Source organism: Kribbella sp. NPDC031520, assembly GCF_055580825.1.
In genome coordinates, this window is sequence record NZ_JBVIKS010000005.1 from 67,903 (window position 1) to 86,781 (window position 18,879).

An 18,879-nucleotide genomic window follows, 5' to 3' on the forward strand; every position below is an offset into this window, starting at 1 on the left:
ACCTCCCCTGGACGCTACCTCGGACAACCCCCGAACGGGAGCCACCCATGACCGAATCCGACCTCCCGGTGGCAAACCTCACTCCCGGCCGCTGGGGCAACCCCGCCCAGTCGGTCGAACTCCCCGCCGCCGCCCTGGACGCCCTCAAGCACCTAGGCGTCCACCGTCCCACTCCTCCGGCCCCATCGAGTGAAGCCGGGGCCGGCCCCGCGCTGTCCCCCGCCCAGCTGGAGTTTCTGTCTGAAGTCGTGGGCTCTCAGCACGTTGCTGCCGACTGGGACGCTCGGTGGGCTCATACGCGCGGGTACTCGACGACCGACCTGCTCAGATTCCGTGCCGGCGACACCTCCGACGTACCGGACGCGGTCGTCTACCCGGGTACGCACGACGAAGTACAAGCCATCCTGACCGGCGCCGCCGGCCACGACCTGAAGGTGGTGCCGTACGCGGGAGGTACGTCCGTAGTAGGCGGGCTGGCTCCGACGACGAGCTTCGTCACGCTCGACCTTCGCCGCCTCGACCAGCTCCTCGAGCTCGACGAGACCTCCAGGACAGCTACCCTGCAGGCCGGCGTCCGCGGCCCGGCCGCCGAAGCGCTGCTCGCGGAGCGCGGCTACACGCTCGGCCACTTCCCCCAGTCCTACGAAGGCGCCTCGATCGGCGGCTATGCGGCGGCCCGCTCGAGCGGCCAGTCGTCCGCCGGCTACGGCCGCTTCGACCAGATGGTCGTCGGCCTCACTCTCGCCACGCCGCGCGGCACCATCGAACTGGGCCGCGCCCCGATGTCGGCGGCCGGTCCCGACCTCCGCCAGTTGATCCTCGGCTCCGAAGGCGCCTTCGGCGTCATCACCTCGGTCGTCGTCCGGATCCGCCCCCGCCCAGTCGAACGCCACTTCGAAGGCTGGCGCTTCGACAACTTCGACAACGGCCTCACCGCCGTACGCCGGCTCGCCCAGGACGGCCCGCTCCCGACCGTCATCCGCCTCTCCGACGAGGTGGAAACAGCGGTCAACCTCGCCGACCCGGACATACTGGGCGGCGGCTCCGGCGGCGTACTGGCGATCATCGGCTTCGACGGCCCGTACAACCAGGCAACCGCCGACGTCCTCAGCGCAGCAGGCGGTACCAACCTCGGCGAAGGACCGGGCGAGACCTGGCGCCTCGGCCGCTACCGCGCGCCGTACCTCCGCGCCCCGCTCCTCGACGAGGGCGCCCTGGTGGAAACCCTCGAGACCGCCACCTTCTGGTCGCGCATCCCCGCCCTGAAGGCGGCCGTCACCCAAGCGCTCGTCGACGCTCTCGGTGCGACCCCACCGCTCGTCCTCTGCCACATCTCGCACGTGTACGAGACCGGCGCCTCGCTGTACTTCACCGTGATCTGCACTCAGACCGACGACCCGATCAGCCAGTGGCGCACCGCAAAAGCAGCCGCGAACCAGGCCATCGCCGGCGCCGGCGGCACCATCTCCCACCACCACGGCATCGGCACCGACCACCGCACCGCCTACACCACCGAAATCGGCCCACTGGCCGTCGAGGCCCTCCAAGCCGTCAAACAAACCCTCGACCCCGACAACATCATGAACCCAGGCATCCTCCTCCCCGAGCCCTAACGCTCCCTGCTGTTCTTCTTGCCGCCCAGAGCGTCGCCGATTCGTCTGCCCGTGTGCTTCTTCTCGCCATCTCCCTGCGAGCCGCTGCCCAGTGCCTTGGTAGGGTCCCGCCGCCAACCGCTCTCAACCTTCGTGCCGTTCGGATCGCTCTGCGTGCCACCGAGGCCGGCCTCGAACTGCTTCTTTTCGAACCGTGTGCGACCGTCATCGCCGCTCTCCTGCTGGATGTCCCCGCGCGTGTTGTCAGCCACTGCGTCCTCCTTGTTCCGTCTGGGCTTCCACCGTAGGCATGCGATGGGTCCGCCGCGTGACTATTCGATGCCGATAGCAACGCTTGACTTCAAGTTTGCTTGAGGTATGACGGTAGCGGCATGACTCCTGAACCGTCCGACCGTCCCGTTGCCCTGATCACCGGCGCTTCCGCGGGCCTCGGGCTTGCACTCGCCCACGGACTTGCCGACCGCGGCTGGGCGTTGGTGATCGACGCGCGCGGCGCCGAAGCGCTCAAGGACGCCGCCGACGCGCTCGCGGACCGTACCTACGTCGTACCGCTGGCCGGCGATGTCACCGACCCGGAGCATCGTGCCGATCTGCTCGACGCGATCACCGAGCTCGGTCGGCTCGACCTGCTCGTCAACAACGCCAGCTACCTCGGTCCGAGTCCTCTGCAGACACTGGCCACGGCCGACCTCGACGAGCTCCGCCGCGTGTACGAGGTCGACGTACTGGCACCGATCGCGCTCACGCAGCTCCTGCTCCCCGCACTCACCGCAGCATCCGGTGTGCTGATAGACATCAGCTCGGACGCAGCCGTGGAGGCGTACGAGACCTGGGGCGGCTACGGCTCCGCCAAGGCGGCTCTTGACCACGCGACCCGCGTGCTGGCTGCGGAGCATCCTGCGTTGTCGGTGTACGCCGTTGACCCGGGTGACCTGCGTACGGCGATGCATCAGGCCGCGTTCCCTGGTGAGGACATCTCGGACCGGCCGGAGCCCGCGACCGTCGTACCGGCGTTCCTGCGGCTGCTGGACAGCCGGCCGCAGAGTGGTCGGTACCGCGCCGCCGAGTTCGCGCAGGCGGTGTCGTCGTGAGAGTGCACCCACACACCAGGTTCGAGCTGCCGGACCAGCTGAGTGCGGGCGAACCTCCCGAGGCGCGTGGCGTCTCCAGGGACCGCGTGAAGCTGCTGGTCGCGGAGGGGTCGACCGTCACGCACACCCAGTTCGACCGACTCGGCGACCACCTGCGCGCGGGTGACCTGCTGCTGGTCAACACCTCCGGCACACTGGCAGCGGCCGTCGACGGTACGCCGTACACCGTGCACTTCTCGACACCGCTCGACGACGGCACCTGGGTCGTCGAGCTGCGGAACGGGAACGCGCCGATGTTCGACGGTACGCCGGGGCTCCAGGTGGAACTGCCCGAGGGCGAGCTGACGTTGCTGGCGCCGTACGAGGCCTCACCGAACCGCCTGTGGATCGCCCAGCCGCCGGTCGCCGACGTACTCGGGTACCTCCGGCAGCACGGGCGGCCGATCACCTACAACTATGTGGGGAAGCGCTGGCCGCTCGCGTCGTACCAGACCGTCTTCGCACGCGAGCCGGGAAGCGCGGAGATGCCTAGTGCGGCAAGACCGTTCAGCTTCGAGCTGGTGAGCCAGTTGGCGTCGCAGGGCGTTCTCATCGCGCCGATCCTGCTGCACTGCGGCGTGTCCTCGTTGGAGAGCCACGAGCCACCACAACCCGAGCGGTACGACGTACCTGCGCACACGGCCCGCCTGGTCAACTGGGTGAAGGCCAACGGCGGAAGGGTGATCGCGGTCGGCACCACAGCCGTACGAGCCATCGAAACAGCCGCCGGACCCGATGGAAGGGTCACCCCGTCCCACGGTTGGACCGACCTGGTCCTGGGTCCGACGCACCAACCCCGTGTAGTGGACGGCCTGATCACCGGCTGGCACCCGCCCGAGGCCTCCCACCTCCTGCTCCTGGAATCAGTAGCCGGCCCAGACCAGGTCCAACGCGCCTACACAGCCGCCCTGAACCACAACTACCTCTGGCACGAATTCGGCGACAGCTGCCTCCTCCTCCGCTGAGGTCAGGAGGCCTTGGCCGAGTGCTTCTCCTGGGAGATCCGGTTGGTGGCGTGGTCGGCGGCCTTGAGGGCGGTGACTGCGCTCGGGGTCTCCGGCGCCGTCGGCCGTACGATCTGGTGCTCGTTGCCGGGCCGGGCCCGTTTGTCCACTGCGCGTGGGCTCATCTGGATGTCCTTACCAAAGCTGGTCCCCCGTCGGGACGTCACCTGATTAGACGAGCACCCACGCCGCGTTGTCACCAGGTTTTATCCAACTGAGCAGAACTTGTGGCCTAGGCCGCTTGTTTGTCGCGCCGTTTGCGATTGGAGAGTTGCAGGTAGATCCACGCGACCGCGGCGCCGACCACGAAGCCGCCGAGGTGGCCTTCCCAGGAGACGTTGGGGATGGCGAAGGAGAGGAATGCGGTCACGCCGACGTACATGATGATCCAGGTGACGTCGAGGCCGCGGGCTCGGCTGATGACCAGCAGGGCGCCGACCAGGCCCAGTACGGCGCCAGATGCGCCCAGCGTGGCGCCGCCGGGGGCCGACAGGATCCAGACCGCGACGCTGCCGCCTAAAGCTGACAGGATGTAAAGGATCGTGAAGCGCAGGCGGCCGAGCATCTGCTCCAGCGGCGGACCGAGCTGCCACAGCATGAACAGGTTCGAGAAGATGTGGAAGATCTGCACGTGGGTGAACGCCGACGTCAGCAGGCGCCACGGTTCGCTGCCGGCCAGGGCCGGGACCATCACCAGGTCGCTGAGGATCTGCGGGTTGCCGAAGCGGGCGGCCAGGAAGACCAGTACGTTCAGCGCCAGGATCGTATAGGTGACGACCTGCTGGCTGCCGGCGCGCTGGATGCCGCCGAGGGACGTGCGAGTGCGCGGCACCGAGCGGACGCCCTGATTGAAGCATTCCGGGCACTGGAAGCCGACGGCGGCGCTGTTCATGCAGGGCGGGCAGATCGGCCGGTCGCAGCGCTGGCAGCGCACCCCGGCGGGCCGATCCGGGTGCCGGTAGCAGACGGTCTCGGTCACGCGGGTGCGTCCCTCTCCGGTAGCGCGGGGCCGGGAGTGTGCCGGCCCCGCGATGAAGCTGTCAGGCGTTCTTGCGCTCGACGACGACCTTGTTGATCACGATCGGGTCGATCGGACGGTCGCCCGGGGCGGTCTTCGCGGTCGCGATCGCATCCACGACCTTCTTCGACTCGTCGTCGGCGACCTCACCGAAGATCGTGTGCTTGCGGTTCAGGTGCGGCGTCGGGACGACGGTGACGAAGAACTGCGAGCCGTTGGTACCGCGGCCGTACTGGATGCCGGCGTTCGCCATCGCGAGCAGGTACGGACGGTCGAACTGGAGCTCCGGGTGGATCTCGTCGTCGAACTGGTACCCGGGGGTGCCGGTTCCGGTGCCGAGCGGGCAGCCGCCCTGGATCATGAAGCCGTCGATCACCCGGTGGAAGCCGAGGCCGTCGTAGAACGGCTTGGTCACCTGCTGGCCGGTCTCCGGGTCGGTCCACTCCTTGGTGCCCTCGGCCAGGCCGACGAAGTTGCTCACCGTCTTCGGCGCGTGGTTCGGGAACAACCTGATGACGACGTCGCCCTTGTTCGTCTGCAGGGTCGCGTACAGCTCTTCGGCCACGGGAGTCACTCCTAGTCGGGTTACAACTGCTTACCCCTCGATCCTGTCATGTCGCTTCAAGAAGACCTGCATCGACGGGCGGAGAGGAGAAACAGCACCCGCCCTCCGCTGCGCTCCGGGCGGGGAAGGGAAGGGCTTCAAGAACCCCCGGATCGGCGCGTAGGTGTACAGAGAGTGGGGTGGGGCACAGGGTTATCGGCTTGTTACGTCGTACGATGCAGATGTTGCCGGATTTGTCCAGAGTGAGCCCATGTCGCCGATGGGCGGGAGAGCTGTCCGCGGGTGCGGGTGGCACCTAGGAGGGAACCGTGGGTTTGAGGAAGTCCAAGGACCGGGTCGAGGCCGCCAAGGACCGCGTCCGGCCGCTTGCCGAGTCGGCGTCGGAGAAGCTCGGGCCGGCCGTCGGTCAGGTCCGCGATCACCTCGGGCCGGCCGTCGGCAGCGCACGGGAGAAGATGTCGCCGTACGCCGAGAAGGCGGTCGAGCGGGGCGCGCATCTGGCCCACCAGGCAGTGGAGAAGGCCGGTCCGGTGCTCGACGACGCGCTCGCGAAGGTCGGCCCGGCCACCGAGCACGCCGCCGAGAGGGCCCGTGAGCGGCTGAACGACGACGTCCTGCCGAAGGTGACCGCAGCACTGGCCACTCTGGCAGCCGCCGCCGAACCGGTCGTCGAGGAGACCGCCCGCCGCGGCAAGGCCACCAAGGCCGCGCTGAAGGGCGAGATCGACGCACCGACGAAGAAGAGCCACAAGCTCCGCAACCTGGCGCTGTTCCTGGGCCTCGGCGCCCTGGCCGCGGCAGCGGTGAAGAAGCTGCTGACGCCGCCGGAGCCGGCCTGGCAGTCGACCCCGACCAGCGGCCGCGACTACAGCTCGGCCCCGGCCGGTACGACCTCCCGCCCGGCCGACAGCGCCGCGGCGAGCGGTACGTCGTCCAACGGGAAGTCGGACGCCAAGCCGGAGGAGCCGAAGACGGACGCCCCGAAGGCCGAGGCCAAGCCGGAAGCCAAGCCGGCAGCCAAGGCGGACGAGGCCAAGGATGAAGCCAAGGACGAGGTGAAGGCCGCGTCCAACGGCGCCACCAAGAAGACCACCACCAGGAAGTCGACGGGCGAGAGCCGCCCGAGCGACTCCTGAGACCACCGCAACGGCGAAGGTCCCGGACCCCAGGTGGGGTCCGGGACCTTCGTCTGTCCGGACGTCGTCTTGCGCGTACGACGTTCAGTTGACCTGCGGCTCCGGGTCGTCGGCCTTCGTCAGTTGGTAGCGGCCGGCGGACAGCAGCTGGGTCGCGTACCGGTGCGTGATGCACGGGTAGGAACCGCCGCAGCTCAGGCAGACCGCGTCGTTGCGGTGCAGCCAGGGGACGACCTTGAAGCGCTTGGTCCAGGTCAGCGGTTCCCGGTCCGGGGCGTGCATCTGGAGCGCCGCGCGGGCAGCGTCCTGGATCTCCGGGGCCGACCATTCCTCGGCGCTCTTGTCCATCAGAGCACTGAGATCGGGGTGCTGCTGGTCGTTGGTGCGGGCTTTGTTCATTTATATGTCTTCCAAGGCAGGTGGGAGGACGCCTAGATCGGGTGGTGGGGTGGGTCTGCGAATAGCACTGAATCACTCGCTTCAAACGTTAATGCCCCTGGGATGTCAGTCGCGCGCTGAGCAGGCCCACCCGGGTGTCAGATCTTCGTTAGTTCCACATCGTCTCGAGGGTGATCCGGGCCTCGAGCTCGAGCAGATGCCGCTTGGTCGGGATGCCGCCGCCGAAGCCGACCATCTTCCCGCCGGCACCGACGACCCGGTGGCAGGGCACGACGATCGCGATGGGGTTCCGGTTGCAGGCGGTGCCGACGGCGCGGGCCGCTCCGGCGTCGCCGACGATCTTCGCGACCTCGCCGTACGTCTGCATCTCGCCGTACGGGATCCGGGTGAGCTGTTGCCAGACCGCGCGCTCGAAGTCGGAGCCGCCGCGGACCGAGAGCGGCAGGGTGAACTCCTGCAACTCGCCGGCGAAGTACGCCTTCAGTTGCTCGGCGGCCTCGGTCAGCAGCGGGTCGGTGTCCAGCGGGCGGTCGGTCGCGCCGAAGTGCAGCCGGCAGAGCCCGGTCTCGTCGACCGCGAGCGTGAGGTCCCCGATCGGCGAGTCGACCACGGTCCAGTGCATACGACCATCCTCCCCGCGACCACCGACACTTTCTGGCGAGAATGCGGCACGGAGGGGTCGCAACGTGATGTTCTCGCCCGGTCACGCCCTGTTGTGCTATGTCTGATCCATGCCGAGCCAGGTGCCGCTGGACAGGTGGTTCAGTTCCGAGCGGGCGATGGGCGTCGGTGCCTCGGTCCTGATCGGGCTGGTCACCGTCACCACGTGGTCGACCGCGTGGTCGGACTGGAACCTGTACCGGACCCGGCGGACGTACGGCGAGGACGCGGACAAACTGTCCGAGGCGAACCTGATCTCCGGCTCGCTCGGGATCGTCGCCGCGCTGGCGCTGTTCGCGGCCGCGGTGGTGTTCATCGTCTGGCTCTGGCGGGTCCGGTGGAACGCGGAGATGTTCTGCCGCGGCGAGCACCGGTACAGCCGTGGCTGGGTGCTCGGCTGCTGGCTCGTCCCGGTGGTGAACCTCTGGTACCCGAAGCAGATCGTCGACGACATCGTCGCGGCCAGCGACCAGCGGACCGATCCGCTGACGCCGCAACTGAAGACCGTTCCCGGTACCCGGCTGGTGTGGGCGTGGTGGCTGAGCTGGGTGTCCGGACTGGTCACCGGAAACATCGTTCAAAGAGGCGTGCTTGCCGGCGCGTCGCAGCTGGGAGATCTGCGGACGAACGTCATACTGTCCTCCGTCTCGGCGCTGTTCACCACCGGCGCGGCCGTGTTCGCGGTGATCCTGATCCAGCGGATCGACGAACTCCAGAGCGCGCGGCCCTGGGTGCCTTGGTGGGCGGCCGGGACACCCCAGAACGGATTCCAACCACCTGCGCGGTAAACCAAACCGTCACGCCCCGCTCAATGCGTCGTTACCAATGGTGATGGGCGTACGAAAAGAACACGTTAAGTCGACACCCTCTGTGCTGGGGCCGACTGCCCTGGCGTACCTACTTCGTGGTATCAATGTGGCTCGGTCAAGCGGGGGCAGGGCCAGGCAGAAGCGCCGGACAGATGACGGAGTTCCAGCAAGGCGAGGGACGCGAGACGTGAGCCACCCGCAGGCATTGATGACTGCTGTCGAGGATCAGGAAGATTGGCAGCCGCACGCGGCTGAGGAGTTCCAGCAGGTCGGGACGGTCGGGAAGATCGCCATCGGACTGCTGGGTGCGTCCACCGTGACGCATCTGTTGTCCACCTGGTCGGACTGGAACACGTATTCCGTGGTGCACCGCTATCTGGGCGGGATGCCGAACGTCGACGACGCCGACCTGAACCGCGCGGACGCGATCGCCAAGGTGACCGCCGTCCCGAACGTGATCGTCTCGGTCGCCGCCGCGGTCGTCTTCGTGGTCTGGTTGTGGCGGGTCCGGGTGAACTCCGAGGTCTTCTCGCAGGCCGACCACCGCCGCAGCCACGGCTGGGTCCTGGCCAGCTGGTTCGTCCCCGGACCCAACCTCTGGTACCCGAAACAGATCGTCGACGACGTCTGGATCGCCAGCGATCCGAAGACCCCCGTCTACGCCGATGACCTGCGCCGGTTCAGGACTCCTCCGCTCACGTCCGTGTGGTGGGTGGCCTGGATCGGCGCTCTCGCGTTCGACGTGGTGGTCCGCCGGTTCCTGATGTGGATGGAGGCGACGGTCGGCTCGCTCCGCGGCATCGCTCTCGCCGGTACGGCTTCGCTCGTGCTGACCGCAGTGTCCGCCGTGGCCGCGACGATGATCATCCGCAAGATCAACCACATGCAGACCACCCGCAAGTGGGTGCCGTGGTGGGACCAGGGCCCGAAGCTGAGCGCCGTCCCGACGTACGAGGTGACCCAGGTCCCGTCGTACGCGAACGACGACACCGACGAGCAGCCGGCCATCTCGGAACCGATCGCGCCGTCGCTCGGCCTGGTCCGCGACCCACAGCCGCAGTTGCAGATGGCGGGCGCGCCGCAGGTGCAGCCGGCCAACCCCAACCCGTTCGCCCCGGCCCCGGCCCCGGCCCCGCAGGCTCCGGTCGCGAGTCCGTTCGCGCCGCAGCCGCCGCAGCCGCAGGGCTTCCCGGGTGACGGCGCCGCCGCTCCGGCCGCGTTCGCCGGTGATCCGCAGCTGCCGGAGCAGCCGAAGTGGAGCCCGTTCGCGCCGGTCGCGGAGAGCTGGCAGGACGACGCCGGACCGGCGACCGAGCAGTTCAGCCCGGTCCAGTCCTGGCAGGACGAGCAGCCGGTCGAGGAGACGACGTACTCCGCTCCCGAGCCGACCTGGGAGGAGTACCGCAACCGGATCACCCAGGACACCCTCGGTTCCGCGAGCAGCTGGCGTGACGAGGTTGCTCCGATGACCGTCGTCCAGCCCGACCCGTACGCGTACCACCCGGAGCCCCAGCAGCCGGTCCAGCAGCCCGCGCAGGAGCAGCACTGGGCCGCCCGGTACTCCGAGCCGTACTCGTACGAGTCGGACTACACCTCGACGTCCTCCCCCGCGGAGGCGCAGACCGCACCCGAGTCTGAGCCCGCCCCGGTTGCGCGCGCGGGTCGCCGGGCCGCTCGGGTCGCGGTCGACAGCCCGTCGGCGATCCAGCCGGCCGTGCCCTCGACGGACCACGCCACGCACACCGCATACACCGCGCACACTGCGTACTCGGACCACGACGTCTACGGTCAGTCCGAACACACGCAGCCGTCGTCGCACGTGTCGGCCTCTTCGGGGTACTACGAGCCCGCGCCGGCGCCGGTCCACGACACCCAGGACGACTTCCTGACCCCGTCGAAGCCGCTCCCGCCGGTGCCGTCGTACGGCCCGGAGCCGACGTACTCGTCGAACAACGACTACCCGGACTACAGCTCGTCGTCGTACATGTCGGACTACGCCTCGTCGTACGACTCGGACTACAGCTCGAACCAGTACGACAGCTACAGCAGCTCCGAGTACAGCAGCACCGAGACCTACGAGAGCTACAGCCCGAACTACGCGACCGAGTCGTACGGTTCGTCGCAGTACCAGCCGGAGCAGACCGAGTACCAGCAGGCCCAGTACCCGTACGAGCAGCAGCAGCAGCAGCCGACCGAGCCCGAGCAGCCGACCGGCCCCCGCACCCGGCCGCGCCGTGGCCGCTGGGTCTGATCAGATAGCGATATGCGTTTAGGTTTCGCCACCCTCGGTTGTCCCGGAGCACCACTCGACGACGTCCTGGCACTTGCCCAGGGCAACAAGTTCACCGGTCTGGAGCTGCGGGCGGCGCCGGACGAGTTCACCAACACCGACCTGTCGCCGGCGCAGCGCCGCGAACTGCGGACCCGGATCGAGGACGCCGGGCTGGAGATCTTCGCGGTCAGCAGCTACGTCCGGCTGTGCGCGGTCGAGGAGCAGTCGCTCGAGCCGCACCTCGAACTGGCCGCCGATCTTGGTGCGCTCGGTGTCCGGGTGTTCCCGGGCGACGACGCCGGCACCGGTACGCCGGACGGCCCGAGCGCGGGCGAGATCCGGGCGCTGGACCGCCTGACGTCCGCGCCCCGCGACGTACCGATCCTGCTCGAGACGCACGACTCGCACTCGACCGCCCGCCAGGTCGCCGCGTTCCTCGGGCTGCTCGACACCGACGTGCCCGGCCATCAGGTCAAGGCGCTCTGGGACAGCTCACACACCTGGTCGCACGGCGAGACCCTCGCGGAGTCGTACGCGCTGCTCCGGCCGTGGCTGGCGCTCGTCCAGTTCAAGCAGGCCGACTCGAAGCAGGACTACCGTCCGGTCGCGATCGACGAGGGCGACTTCCCGATCCACGAGCTGCTGACCGTCCTCGACGGTACCGACTACCCGCTCTCACTGGAGTGGGAGCTGAAGTGGCACCCGCAGCTGCCGTCACTGGCTGAGACACTGCCCGCGGTTCACGCCTGGCTGGGTGACGGGTCGGTCAGGTAGCGCGTCACGGTTGGTCCGAGCCAGGCGACCGCTTCGTCGGTCGTCAGCTCGACCACCGGCTCGAGCTCGAGGATGTACCGGCAGAGCGCGAAGCCGAGCGCCTGGGTCGCGATCAGTCCGGCCCGTACGGCCGGCTGGTCGATCGCGGCGCGCTCGAACGTCGGCGTGAGCTGCCCGACGAAGACCTGCCGCATCCGCGCGGCCGCGGCCTCGTTCGTGACCGCTGTCCGGAGCAGGACCCGCAACGTGTCGTCCTCCTCCCACCGCTCAACCAGGTGCCGGACGAGCACCTCGCCGGCCCGTTCCGGCGGTACCTCGGACAGGTCGGGTAGCCGTACGTCGAACTCGGCCGCTGCCGCGAACAGCTTCTCCTTGCTGCCGTAGTACCGCATCACCATCGCCGGGTCGATCGCCGCGTCCGCCGCGATCGCCCGGATCGTCGCGCGTTCGTACCCGTCCGCGCCGAACCGCTCGCGCGCCGCCGCGAGGATCGCCGCCCGGGTCCGGTCGGACTTCTTCTCCGCCATACCGCACAGCATATGCCAACACTTGTTGACTTTTGCTACTGACGGTCCTATCGTAAAAGTCAACAAGCGTTGATAAAGGAGCGAGCAATGGACACCGAGGTTGTGGTGGTAGGTGCGGGTCCGGTCGGACTGGCCGTGGCGGTCGGGCTGCGGTTGCACGGGCACGACGTGGTCGTGGTCGACCGGCAGGCCGAGGGCACGAACACTTCGCGGGCCTGTGTGATCCACCCGCGGACGCTGGAGGTGCTGGACGAGCTGGGAGTGACCAAGCGGCTCGTCGAGCTCGGCCTGGAGCTGCAGGACTTCGCGATCCGGGCCGGTGACCAGCAGCTGATCCCGGTCAGCTTCGCGGACCTGCCATCCGCGTACCCGTTCGTCACGATGATCCCGCAGCCGGTCACCGAGCAGGTCCTGCTTGACCGCCTGCACGAGCTCGGCGGTTCGGTACTGCGTCCGTACGCCGCGACCGGCCTGACCCAGACTACGGACGGCGCAACCGTCACGCTGGACAGCGGTGACGTGATCAACGCGCAGTACGTCGTGGCTGCCGACGGCATGCACAGCACGATCCGCGAGCTGGCCGGCCTACGGATGCCCGGTAACACCCTGGAGCTGTCGCTGAGCCTGGTCGACGTCCGCGTCGGCGGCGGGCTGCCCACCGACGAGGTCGGGCTGTACTTCGCGTCCGCCGGGATGCTGGTGGTCGCGCCGCTGCCGGACGGATCCTTCCGCCTGGTCGCGGAGGTCGAGGACGCGCCGGAGCACCCGGACGTCGCGTTCGCGCAGGAGTTGCTGGCCGACCGCGGCCCGCGTACGTCGCGCCCGGTCGTCACCGAGGTGGTGTGGGGCTCGCGGTTCCGGATCCACGAGCGGGTCGCGGACAAGTACCGGGCCGGTCGCGTGCTGCTCGCCGGCGACGCCGCCCACACGCACAGCCCAGCCGGCGGTCAGGGCATGAACCTGGGCCTGCGCGATGCGGTCACGCTGGCTGACGCGCTCGACCAGGCGCTGACGGGCGACGAGTCAGGCCTCGACACCTACGCCACGAACAGCCGTGCGGAAGCGGTCCGCGTGATCGGCCTGGCCCACCGCCTGACCCGCCTCGCGAACGTCCCGCCCGCGGTACGCCCGGTACGCAACGCCGTACTCCGCCTCGTCGGCCGCGTGGCCAAGACCCAAACCGGCCTGGCCAAGCAACTCGCCGGCTTCCCCGAGCGCTAACCGCCGGACGACTCGCGGATCTCCAGCGTGTACGGGACCGTCAGGTCGCGGTGGGTGGAGCTGTCGTCGCCGGTGATCCGGTCGAGGAGCAGCGCCACCGCGTTGTCGGCCAGCCACTCCTTGTCCGGCGAGATCGAGGTCAGCGACGGCGAGTGGTATCGGCCGTCCTCGATGTCGTCGAAGCCGACGACCGCGATGTCCTCCGGCACCCGCAGCCCGGCGTCGGCCAGAGTCCGCAATGCGCCCAGCGCGAGCAGATCGTTGAAACAGAACACCGCGTCCGGCGGCTTCGGCAACGCCAGGAGTTCGCGCATCGAGGCGGCGCCGTCCGGGCGGTGGTAGCCGGTGCCTGCCAGCTCGAGAGCGGGATCGTGCGCCAGCCCGGCGTGCTTCAACGCCTTCCGGTACCCCTTCCGCCGAACCGCTCCCGTACTCGTCCCGCCGACACCGATCGCCGCGATCCGCTTCCGGCCGAGGGAGATCAGGTGCGAGGTCGCGTCGTACGACGCCTGCACCGAGTCGACGGCGACGCGATCGAACTGCCCGCCGGCCGGGCGTTCGCCGAGCAGCACCAGGGGTTTGCCGATCGACACCGAGGTCAGTTTTGCCGGTGCGGTGGCCAGCGGAGAGAAGATGATGCCGTCGATCAGTTGCCCGCGCATGCCGTCCAGCACGAACCGTTCGGCGGCGGCCTCGCCCTCGGTCTGGTCGATCAGCACGGTGATCCCGCGGCACTTGGCGGCCCGGCTGATCGCGGCGCCGAGTTCGGCGAAGTACGGCGAACCCATCTCCGGGATGGCCAGTGCGATGAAGTCCGAGCGGCCCTTGCGGAGAGAACGGGCGCTGACGTTCGGCTTGTAGTCCAGCGCGGCGATCGCGGCCTCGACCTTGGCCCGGGTCCGCGCGGTGATGTGCGGGTAGTCGTTGATCACGTTCGAGACGGTCTTCACCGACACGCCGGCCCGCGCGGCCACGTCGCTGAGCCTGGTCGCCATCGAACCGCCTCCTGTCACTTTCGTGAGAGCCCGAGTGTGCCATCGCCGAGCCCTTTACACCGATTGTCAATCGTTGTAGACATCCACGTTAAACGTTGTAAACCGTAGTGGGGAGGCCCTGTGGCGCGGCTCGTGGTCGACCCTGCGTTCGTGGTCGGTACGTTGGACCGGCGGCTGTTCGGCTCGTTCGTCGAGCACATGGGCCGCTGCGTGTACACCGGCATCTACGAACCCGGGCATCCGCGCGCCGACGCCGACGGCTTCCGGGAGGACGTGCTCGAGCTGGTCCGCGAGCTCGGCGTCACCGCGGTGCGGTATCCGGGCGGCAACTTCGTCTCGAACTACGACTGGGAGGACGGCGTCGGGCCGAAGGACGAGCGGCCGCGCCGGCTCGACCTGGCCTGGCGGTCGATCGAGTCGAACCAGTTCGGCACCGACGAGTTCGTCGCCTGGTCGCGGAAGGCCGGCGTACAACCGATCTGGGCCGTGAACCTCGGGACGCGCGGCATCCGCGACGCGGTCAACCTGCTCGAGTACTGCAACCTGCCGGCCGGCACCGCCTGGTCCGACCGCCGGGTCGCGAACGGCAGCCCGGAGCCGCACGACCTCCGGATCTGGTGCCTGGGCAACGAAATGGACGGCCCCTGGCAGATCGGCCACAAGACCGCGGACGAGTACGCGCGGCTCGCCGAGGAGACCGCGAACGCGATGCGCCGGGTCGATCCCGGCCTCGAGCTGGTCGTCTGCGGATCGAGCAACGCCGGGATGCCGACGTTCGGCGAATGGGAACGCGTGGTCCTGGAGCGCTGCTACGACCTGGTCGACCACATCAGCCTGCACGCGTACTACGAACCGAAGGACGGCGACCAGGCCAGCTTCCTCGGATGCGCCGAGGAGATGGACCGGATGATCTCGTCGGTGATCGCGACCGCCGACCACGTCAAGGCGCTGCGGCGCAGCGACAAGGAGTTGACGCTCTCGTTCGACGAGTGGAACGTGTGGCGCCAGCAGGAGTTCCCCGGCGAACTCGGCCTCGAGATCCGGGAGGCCGGGCCGCTGATCGAGGACACGTACACGGTCGACGACGCGGTGGTCGTCGGCAGCCTGCTGATCACCCTGCTCCGGCACGCCGACCGGGTGAAGATTGCTTGCCTTGCGCAACTGGTCAACGTGATCGGCCCGATCCGTACCGAGCCGCGCGGCCGCGCCTGGCGGCAGACGATCTTCTACCCGTTCGCGCTGACCGCGCAGTACGCCGGCCCCACTGTGTTGCAGACCGCGATCACCGGTGGACCGGACATCGACACCGCCGCCTTCGGGCGGATCCCGGCGCTGTGGAGCACAGCGACGTACGACGAGCGCACCGGGGAGACGGCGATCTTCGTCGTGAACCGGAGCGAGACCGACAAGGTCGACCTGGAAATTCCGGTGCCTGGGCAGGTTGTCCGGCACCTCGCGCTGTACGACGAGGATCGCACCGCCGTGAACACGGCGGGCGATCCGGACCGGGTCAAACCCCGGGCTGTCGACACCACCGAAGTTGTCGACGGTGTCTGCCGTGCCACCCTGCCGCCCGCATCGTGGCACGTGATTCAACTCAGCAGTTGATTCGAGAGGGGACCCGCCCGTGCCTTCGAAACGACTACTCGCCGCAGCGTTCGCCGTGATTGCGATCGCTGCCGGTACCTCGGCGGCGACAGCCGCTCCAGTGGTGACCAGCACCAACCCCGTCTCGGCGGCGTTCGGAGCCGACACCTTCGCCGACCCGTCGATCATCCAGGGCCGCGACGGCTACTGGTACGCGTACGCCACCTCCGACCCGCTCGTCGCCAACGGCCCGTTCGGCCTGATGCACATGGCGCGGACGAAGGACTTCAGCTCCTGGGAGTACCTCGGGACCGTCTTCGACGACCAGACGAAACCGGCGTGGGCCGCGCCCGGCTCGTTCTTCTGGGCGCCGGACATCCGGTACTTCGACGGCCACTACGTCATGTACTTCACCGTCACGGACACCACCGTCAACGCCGGTGGCGATCCCGCGATCGGTGTCGCGACCGCCCCGACGCCGGCCGGCCCATGGACCGCTGGTGACGGTCCAGTCGTCGCGCCGCGCCCCGATGGGTCGGGTGGGTACCTCGGCACCATCGACCCGGCGATGCTGACCGCCGCCGACGGCAAGCGGTACCTGTACTACGGCGGCTTCTACGGCGGCATCTCCGTCACCGAACTGAGCGCCGACGGCATGCACGCGGTCGGCACGCCCACACAGGTCACGATCGGCGACCGGTACGAGGGCTCGTACGTCGTCTACCGCGACGGCTGGTACTACTTCATGGGCTCGTCGATGAACTGCTGCGCCGGCCCCACCACCGGGTACTCCGTCTTCGCCGGCCGGTCACGCTCGCCGCGCGGGCCGTTCCTGGACGCGGACGGCGCGGCGCTGACCGACTCTCGGGTCGGCGGTACGACGGTCATCACGCAGAACGGCAACCAGTGGATCGGCCCGGGACACCACGCGTTCATCACCGACGCGGCCGGGCAGGACCACATCGTCTACCACGCGATCGATCGCAACACCCCGTGGCTGACCGACCCGTTCGGCGTCAACCGGCGGCCGATGCTGATCGACAACATCGACTGGATCAACGGCTGGCCGCGCACCAACGCCGGCGCCGGCCCGTCCGAAGGTCCCGTCCCCGCGCCGGCGACCGGCTCCGCGCTCGGCATCGACTCCACCGATCCGGCCGCGGGCCTGCTGGGCGCCACCCGCCAACCTGGCGACACCCTCGGCGGCCCGAATGCTGCCATCAACGGCGCCGCCCAAACCCGCGCTGCCGCGCCGGGTGGCTCCCTCCGCGTCGAAGCCGACGTCCGCCTGGGCACCTCCTTCACCACAGTGCTGGGGAATCAGGTGGTCGCTACTGTCGCGGACAATCGTCTGACTCTGGCGGTCGGCCGACATACGTCCTCGGTGAACCTGCCGGCTGACTTCGACCGTACGCAATGGAACAAGCTGTCCGTACAAGTCTTCGGATCCTCTGTGACAGCACGACTGAATGACGCGGGTCTGGGAGATGTCTACGGGGAGGCGCAGCTCGCGGTACCAGGGTTGGAGCTGAAGGCGGCGCCGGTGCGCTGGGTTGGATCGGGTGAGGTGGACAACCTGACTGTGCGCTCGGTGGCCAAGCCCGTCACGAAGCTGGTGGCTGTTCCGCAGACCGGGAAGCTGCTGACCGGCGACGAATTCGACGGGCCGCTCGGCTCCGACTGGTCCTGGGTACGCCCGGACGCCAAGGCGACTGTTGCCGACGGCAAGTTGTCGTGGCCGTTGGAGAACGCGGACCTGACCGGCTCGTCGAACAACGCCGGGCTGCTGTTCCACAGCACGCCGCCTGGCGACAGCTGGATCGCGGAGACCAAGCTGCACCTCGATACCGGTCAGGGCGACGTCCGCAACTACCAGCAGGCCGGGATGATCGCGTACCTCAACGACGACGACTTCGCCCGGCTCGGCAACGTCGCGATCTGGAAGACCCGCCAGACGGAGTACGGACGGGAACTCGTCGCCCGCCCGTCCGACGGCGCCACGTCGTACGGCGCGGCCGCGATCGGGCGATCCGCGCCGACGATGTGGATGCGGCTCGCGTACCACAAGAACGCCGCGGGCGAGCACGTGTACCGGGCCGGTACGTCGGTCGACGGCAAGAACTGGACCTGGGGTGCCGCGTGGGTGCTGCCGTCCGCCGCGAAGATCGGCATCTACGCGCACGGCGAGTTCACCGGCGCGAACCCGCCGCCGGTGGCGACGTTCGACTACCTCAACTTCTACGAAAGCAGATGATGTTCTCCAACCCGGTGTACGACGGTAGCTTCGCCGATCCGCAGATCATTGCGGTAGGCAACGAGTACTACGCGTTCGCGACCAACGGACCACTCGGCAACGTGCAGACGCTGACGTCGGGCGACCTGGTGTCGTGGAAGCACGTCGGTGACGCGCTGCCGTCGTTACCGGGTTGGACGACGCCGGGCAGGGTGTGGGCGCCGGAGGTCGCGGTACACGCGCCCGACCAGTACGTCATGTACTACACGTCCCGCGACGTCGCGGCCGATCGGCAGGCGGTCGGCGTCGCGGTGGCGTCCGCACCCGAAGGTCCATATGTCGACAAATCGATGAATCCGCTCATCAGTCAGGCGGCCGAGGGCGGGTCGATCGACGCGTCCCCGTTCCAGGACTCCACCGGCCGGCGCTGGCTGTACTGGAAGAACGACGGCAATGCGATCGGCGTCGATACGTGGATCTACGTCTCCGAACTGTCCGACGACGGCCTCACCCTGGTCGGCCGGGCGCATCGGCTGATCAAGCAGGACCTGCCGTGGGAGGGCAACCTGGTCGAGGCGCCGTACATGGTGGAACGCAACGGCAAGTTCCACCTCTTCTACTCCGGCAACGCGTTCGACAAGGCGACGTACGCCGTCGGTCATGCACTGTGCGAGTCGCCGACCGGCCCGTGCGTGAAGTCCGGCGCCCCGATCCTGTCCACCTCCCCCGACGCCGCCGGCCCAGGCCACAACATGGTCCTCGGCGACTGGTTCGTCTACCACGCCTGGAACCCAACCAAGGTCGGCACCGACCCCAAGGGCCGCACCATGTGGCTGTCCCACCTGACCTGGAACGCCGACACCCCAACAGTCCAGCCACCACTCGCCAACAATCCCCTCCACCCATAACCAGACCCGATCAGCGGCTGACCCGCGG

19 protein-coding genes are annotated in these 18,879 nt (G+C 68.6%); 11 read left to right on the plus strand and 8 right to left on the minus strand.

Features of this window, described 5'->3' with window-relative positions; all coding sequences use genetic code 11:
* Positions 1-47 precede the first annotated feature (47 nt).
* Positions 48-1,613 carry an FAD-binding oxidoreductase gene (locus ACZ5BU_RS25550; protein WP_465702813.1) on the plus strand — a complete coding sequence of 522 codons (1,566 nt, stop codon included), beginning with the start codon at positions 48-50 and terminating at the stop codon, positions 1,611-1,613.
* Here the strand turns inward: ACZ5BU_RS25550 and ACZ5BU_RS25555 are convergent.
* Positions 1,610-1,864, minus strand: coding sequence for a hypothetical protein (locus ACZ5BU_RS25555; RefSeq protein WP_465702814.1), 255 nt, complete (start codon positions 1,862-1,864; stop codon positions 1,610-1,612). The genes ACZ5BU_RS25550 and ACZ5BU_RS25555 overlap by 4 nt on opposite strands.
* Before the next feature lie 120 nt (positions 1,865-1,984).
* Between ACZ5BU_RS25555 and ACZ5BU_RS25560 the strand changes: the two genes are divergently transcribed.
* Positions 1,985-2,704 carry an SDR family NAD(P)-dependent oxidoreductase gene (locus ACZ5BU_RS25560; protein WP_465702816.1) on the plus strand — a complete coding sequence of 240 codons (720 nt, stop codon included), beginning with the start codon at positions 1,985-1,987 and terminating at the stop codon, positions 2,702-2,704.
* Positions 2,701-3,708 carry an S-adenosylmethionine:tRNA ribosyltransferase-isomerase gene (locus tag ACZ5BU_RS25565; RefSeq protein WP_465702818.1) on the plus strand — a complete coding sequence of 336 codons (1,008 nt, stop codon included), beginning with the start codon at positions 2,701-2,703 and terminating at the stop codon, positions 3,706-3,708. Before ACZ5BU_RS25560 ends, ACZ5BU_RS25565 begins: the two co-directional genes overlap by 4 nt.
* Positions 3,709-3,710: 2 nt before the next feature.
* On the opposite strand, the gene ACZ5BU_RS25570 is transcribed toward ACZ5BU_RS25565, so the two are convergent.
* The 3 genes from ACZ5BU_RS25570 to ACZ5BU_RS25580 form a co-directional block, all read right to left on the minus strand.
* Complete coding sequence (locus ACZ5BU_RS25570; protein WP_465702820.1) at positions 3,711-3,872, minus strand: hypothetical protein; 162 nt, start codon at positions 3,870-3,872, stop codon at positions 3,711-3,713.
* Between the two features lie 107 nt (positions 3,873-3,979).
* Positions 3,980-4,726, minus strand: coding sequence for a rhomboid family intramembrane serine protease (locus tag ACZ5BU_RS25575; protein WP_465702822.1), 747 nt, complete (start codon positions 4,724-4,726; stop codon positions 3,980-3,982).
* 61 nt (positions 4,727-4,787) lie between these two features.
* The gene (locus ACZ5BU_RS25580; protein ID WP_465702824.1) at positions 4,788-5,330 is read right to left on the minus strand and encodes a peptidylprolyl isomerase; all 543 of its coding nucleotides are present in this window, start codon (positions 5,328-5,330) and stop codon (positions 4,788-4,790) included.
* A gap of 308 nt (positions 5,331-5,638) precedes the next feature.
* Here ACZ5BU_RS25580 and ACZ5BU_RS25585 point away from each other — a divergent pair, with 308 nt between their 5' ends.
* A complete protein-coding gene (locus ACZ5BU_RS25585; protein WP_465702826.1) occupies positions 5,639-6,466 on the plus strand; it encodes a hypothetical protein in 828 nt (275 codons plus the stop codon).
* Between the two features lie 84 nt (positions 6,467-6,550).
* On the opposite strand, the gene ACZ5BU_RS25590 is transcribed toward ACZ5BU_RS25585, so the two are convergent.
* Complete coding sequence (locus ACZ5BU_RS25590; RefSeq protein WP_465702828.1) at positions 6,551-6,865, minus strand: hypothetical protein; 315 nt, start codon at positions 6,863-6,865, stop codon at positions 6,551-6,553.
* 148 nt (positions 6,866-7,013) lie between these two features.
* Entirely contained in the window at positions 7,014-7,487 is a 474-nt protein-coding gene (locus ACZ5BU_RS25595; protein ID WP_465702830.1) for a methylated-DNA--[protein]-cysteine S-methyltransferase, read from the minus strand.
* 109 nt (positions 7,488-7,596) lie between these two features.
* On the opposite strand from ACZ5BU_RS25595, the gene ACZ5BU_RS25600 reads away from it, so the two are divergent.
* The 3 genes from ACZ5BU_RS25600 (at position 7,597) to ACZ5BU_RS25610 (ending at position 11,380) form a co-directional block, all read left to right on the plus strand.
* Positions 7,597-8,313 (plus strand): DUF4328 domain-containing protein, encoded by a 717-nt coding sequence (locus ACZ5BU_RS25600; RefSeq protein WP_465702832.1) that lies wholly within the window; start codon positions 7,597-7,599, stop codon positions 8,311-8,313.
* Positions 8,314-8,542: 229 nt separating this feature from the next.
* Positions 8,543-10,585 (plus strand): DUF4328 domain-containing protein, encoded by a 2,043-nt coding sequence (locus ACZ5BU_RS25605; RefSeq protein WP_465702834.1) that lies wholly within the window; start codon positions 8,543-8,545, stop codon positions 10,583-10,585.
* Between the two features lie 12 nt (positions 10,586-10,597).
* The gene (locus ACZ5BU_RS25610) at positions 10,598-11,380 is read left to right on the plus strand and encodes a sugar phosphate isomerase/epimerase family protein (RefSeq protein ID WP_465702836.1); all 783 of its coding nucleotides are present in this window, start codon (positions 10,598-10,600) and stop codon (positions 11,378-11,380) included.
* Here ACZ5BU_RS25610 and ACZ5BU_RS25615 read toward each other — a convergent pair.
* The gene (locus ACZ5BU_RS25615) at positions 11,347-11,907 is read right to left on the minus strand and encodes a TetR/AcrR family transcriptional regulator (protein WP_465702838.1); all 561 of its coding nucleotides are present in this window, start codon (positions 11,905-11,907) and stop codon (positions 11,347-11,349) included. The genes ACZ5BU_RS25610 and ACZ5BU_RS25615 overlap by 34 nt on opposite strands.
* Positions 11,908-11,994: 87 nt before the next feature.
* Here ACZ5BU_RS25615 and ACZ5BU_RS25620 point away from each other — a divergent pair, with 87 nt between their 5' ends.
* Positions 11,995-13,128 carry an FAD-dependent oxidoreductase gene (locus ACZ5BU_RS25620; RefSeq protein ID WP_465702840.1) on the plus strand — a complete coding sequence of 378 codons (1,134 nt, stop codon included), beginning with the start codon at positions 11,995-11,997 and terminating at the stop codon, positions 13,126-13,128.
* Here the strand turns inward: ACZ5BU_RS25620 and ACZ5BU_RS25625 are convergent.
* Positions 13,125-14,123 (minus strand): LacI family DNA-binding transcriptional regulator, encoded by a 999-nt coding sequence (locus tag ACZ5BU_RS25625; protein ID WP_465702842.1) that lies wholly within the window; start codon positions 14,121-14,123, stop codon positions 13,125-13,127. The genes ACZ5BU_RS25620 and ACZ5BU_RS25625 overlap by 4 nt on opposite strands.
* Positions 14,124-14,243: 120 nt before the next feature.
* Between ACZ5BU_RS25625 and arfA the strand changes: the two genes are divergently transcribed.
* From arfA to ACZ5BU_RS25640, 3 genes are read left to right on the plus strand one after another with little or no spacing between them, the layout of a single operon-like run.
* Positions 14,244-15,731 carry an arabinosylfuranosidase ArfA gene (gene arfA / locus ACZ5BU_RS25630; protein WP_465702844.1) on the plus strand — a complete coding sequence of 496 codons (1,488 nt, stop codon included), beginning with the start codon at positions 14,244-14,246 and terminating at the stop codon, positions 15,729-15,731.
* Positions 15,732-15,750: 19 nt separating this feature from the next.
* A complete protein-coding gene (locus ACZ5BU_RS25635) occupies positions 15,751-17,964 on the plus strand; it encodes a family 43 glycosylhydrolase (protein WP_465702846.1) in 2,214 nt (737 codons plus the stop codon).
* Positions 17,961-18,851, plus strand: coding sequence for a glycoside hydrolase family 43 protein (locus ACZ5BU_RS25640; RefSeq protein ID WP_465702848.1), 891 nt, complete (start codon positions 17,961-17,963; stop codon positions 18,849-18,851). Before ACZ5BU_RS25635 ends, ACZ5BU_RS25640 begins: the two co-directional genes overlap by 4 nt.
* Positions 18,852-18,879: the final 28 nt, after the last annotated feature.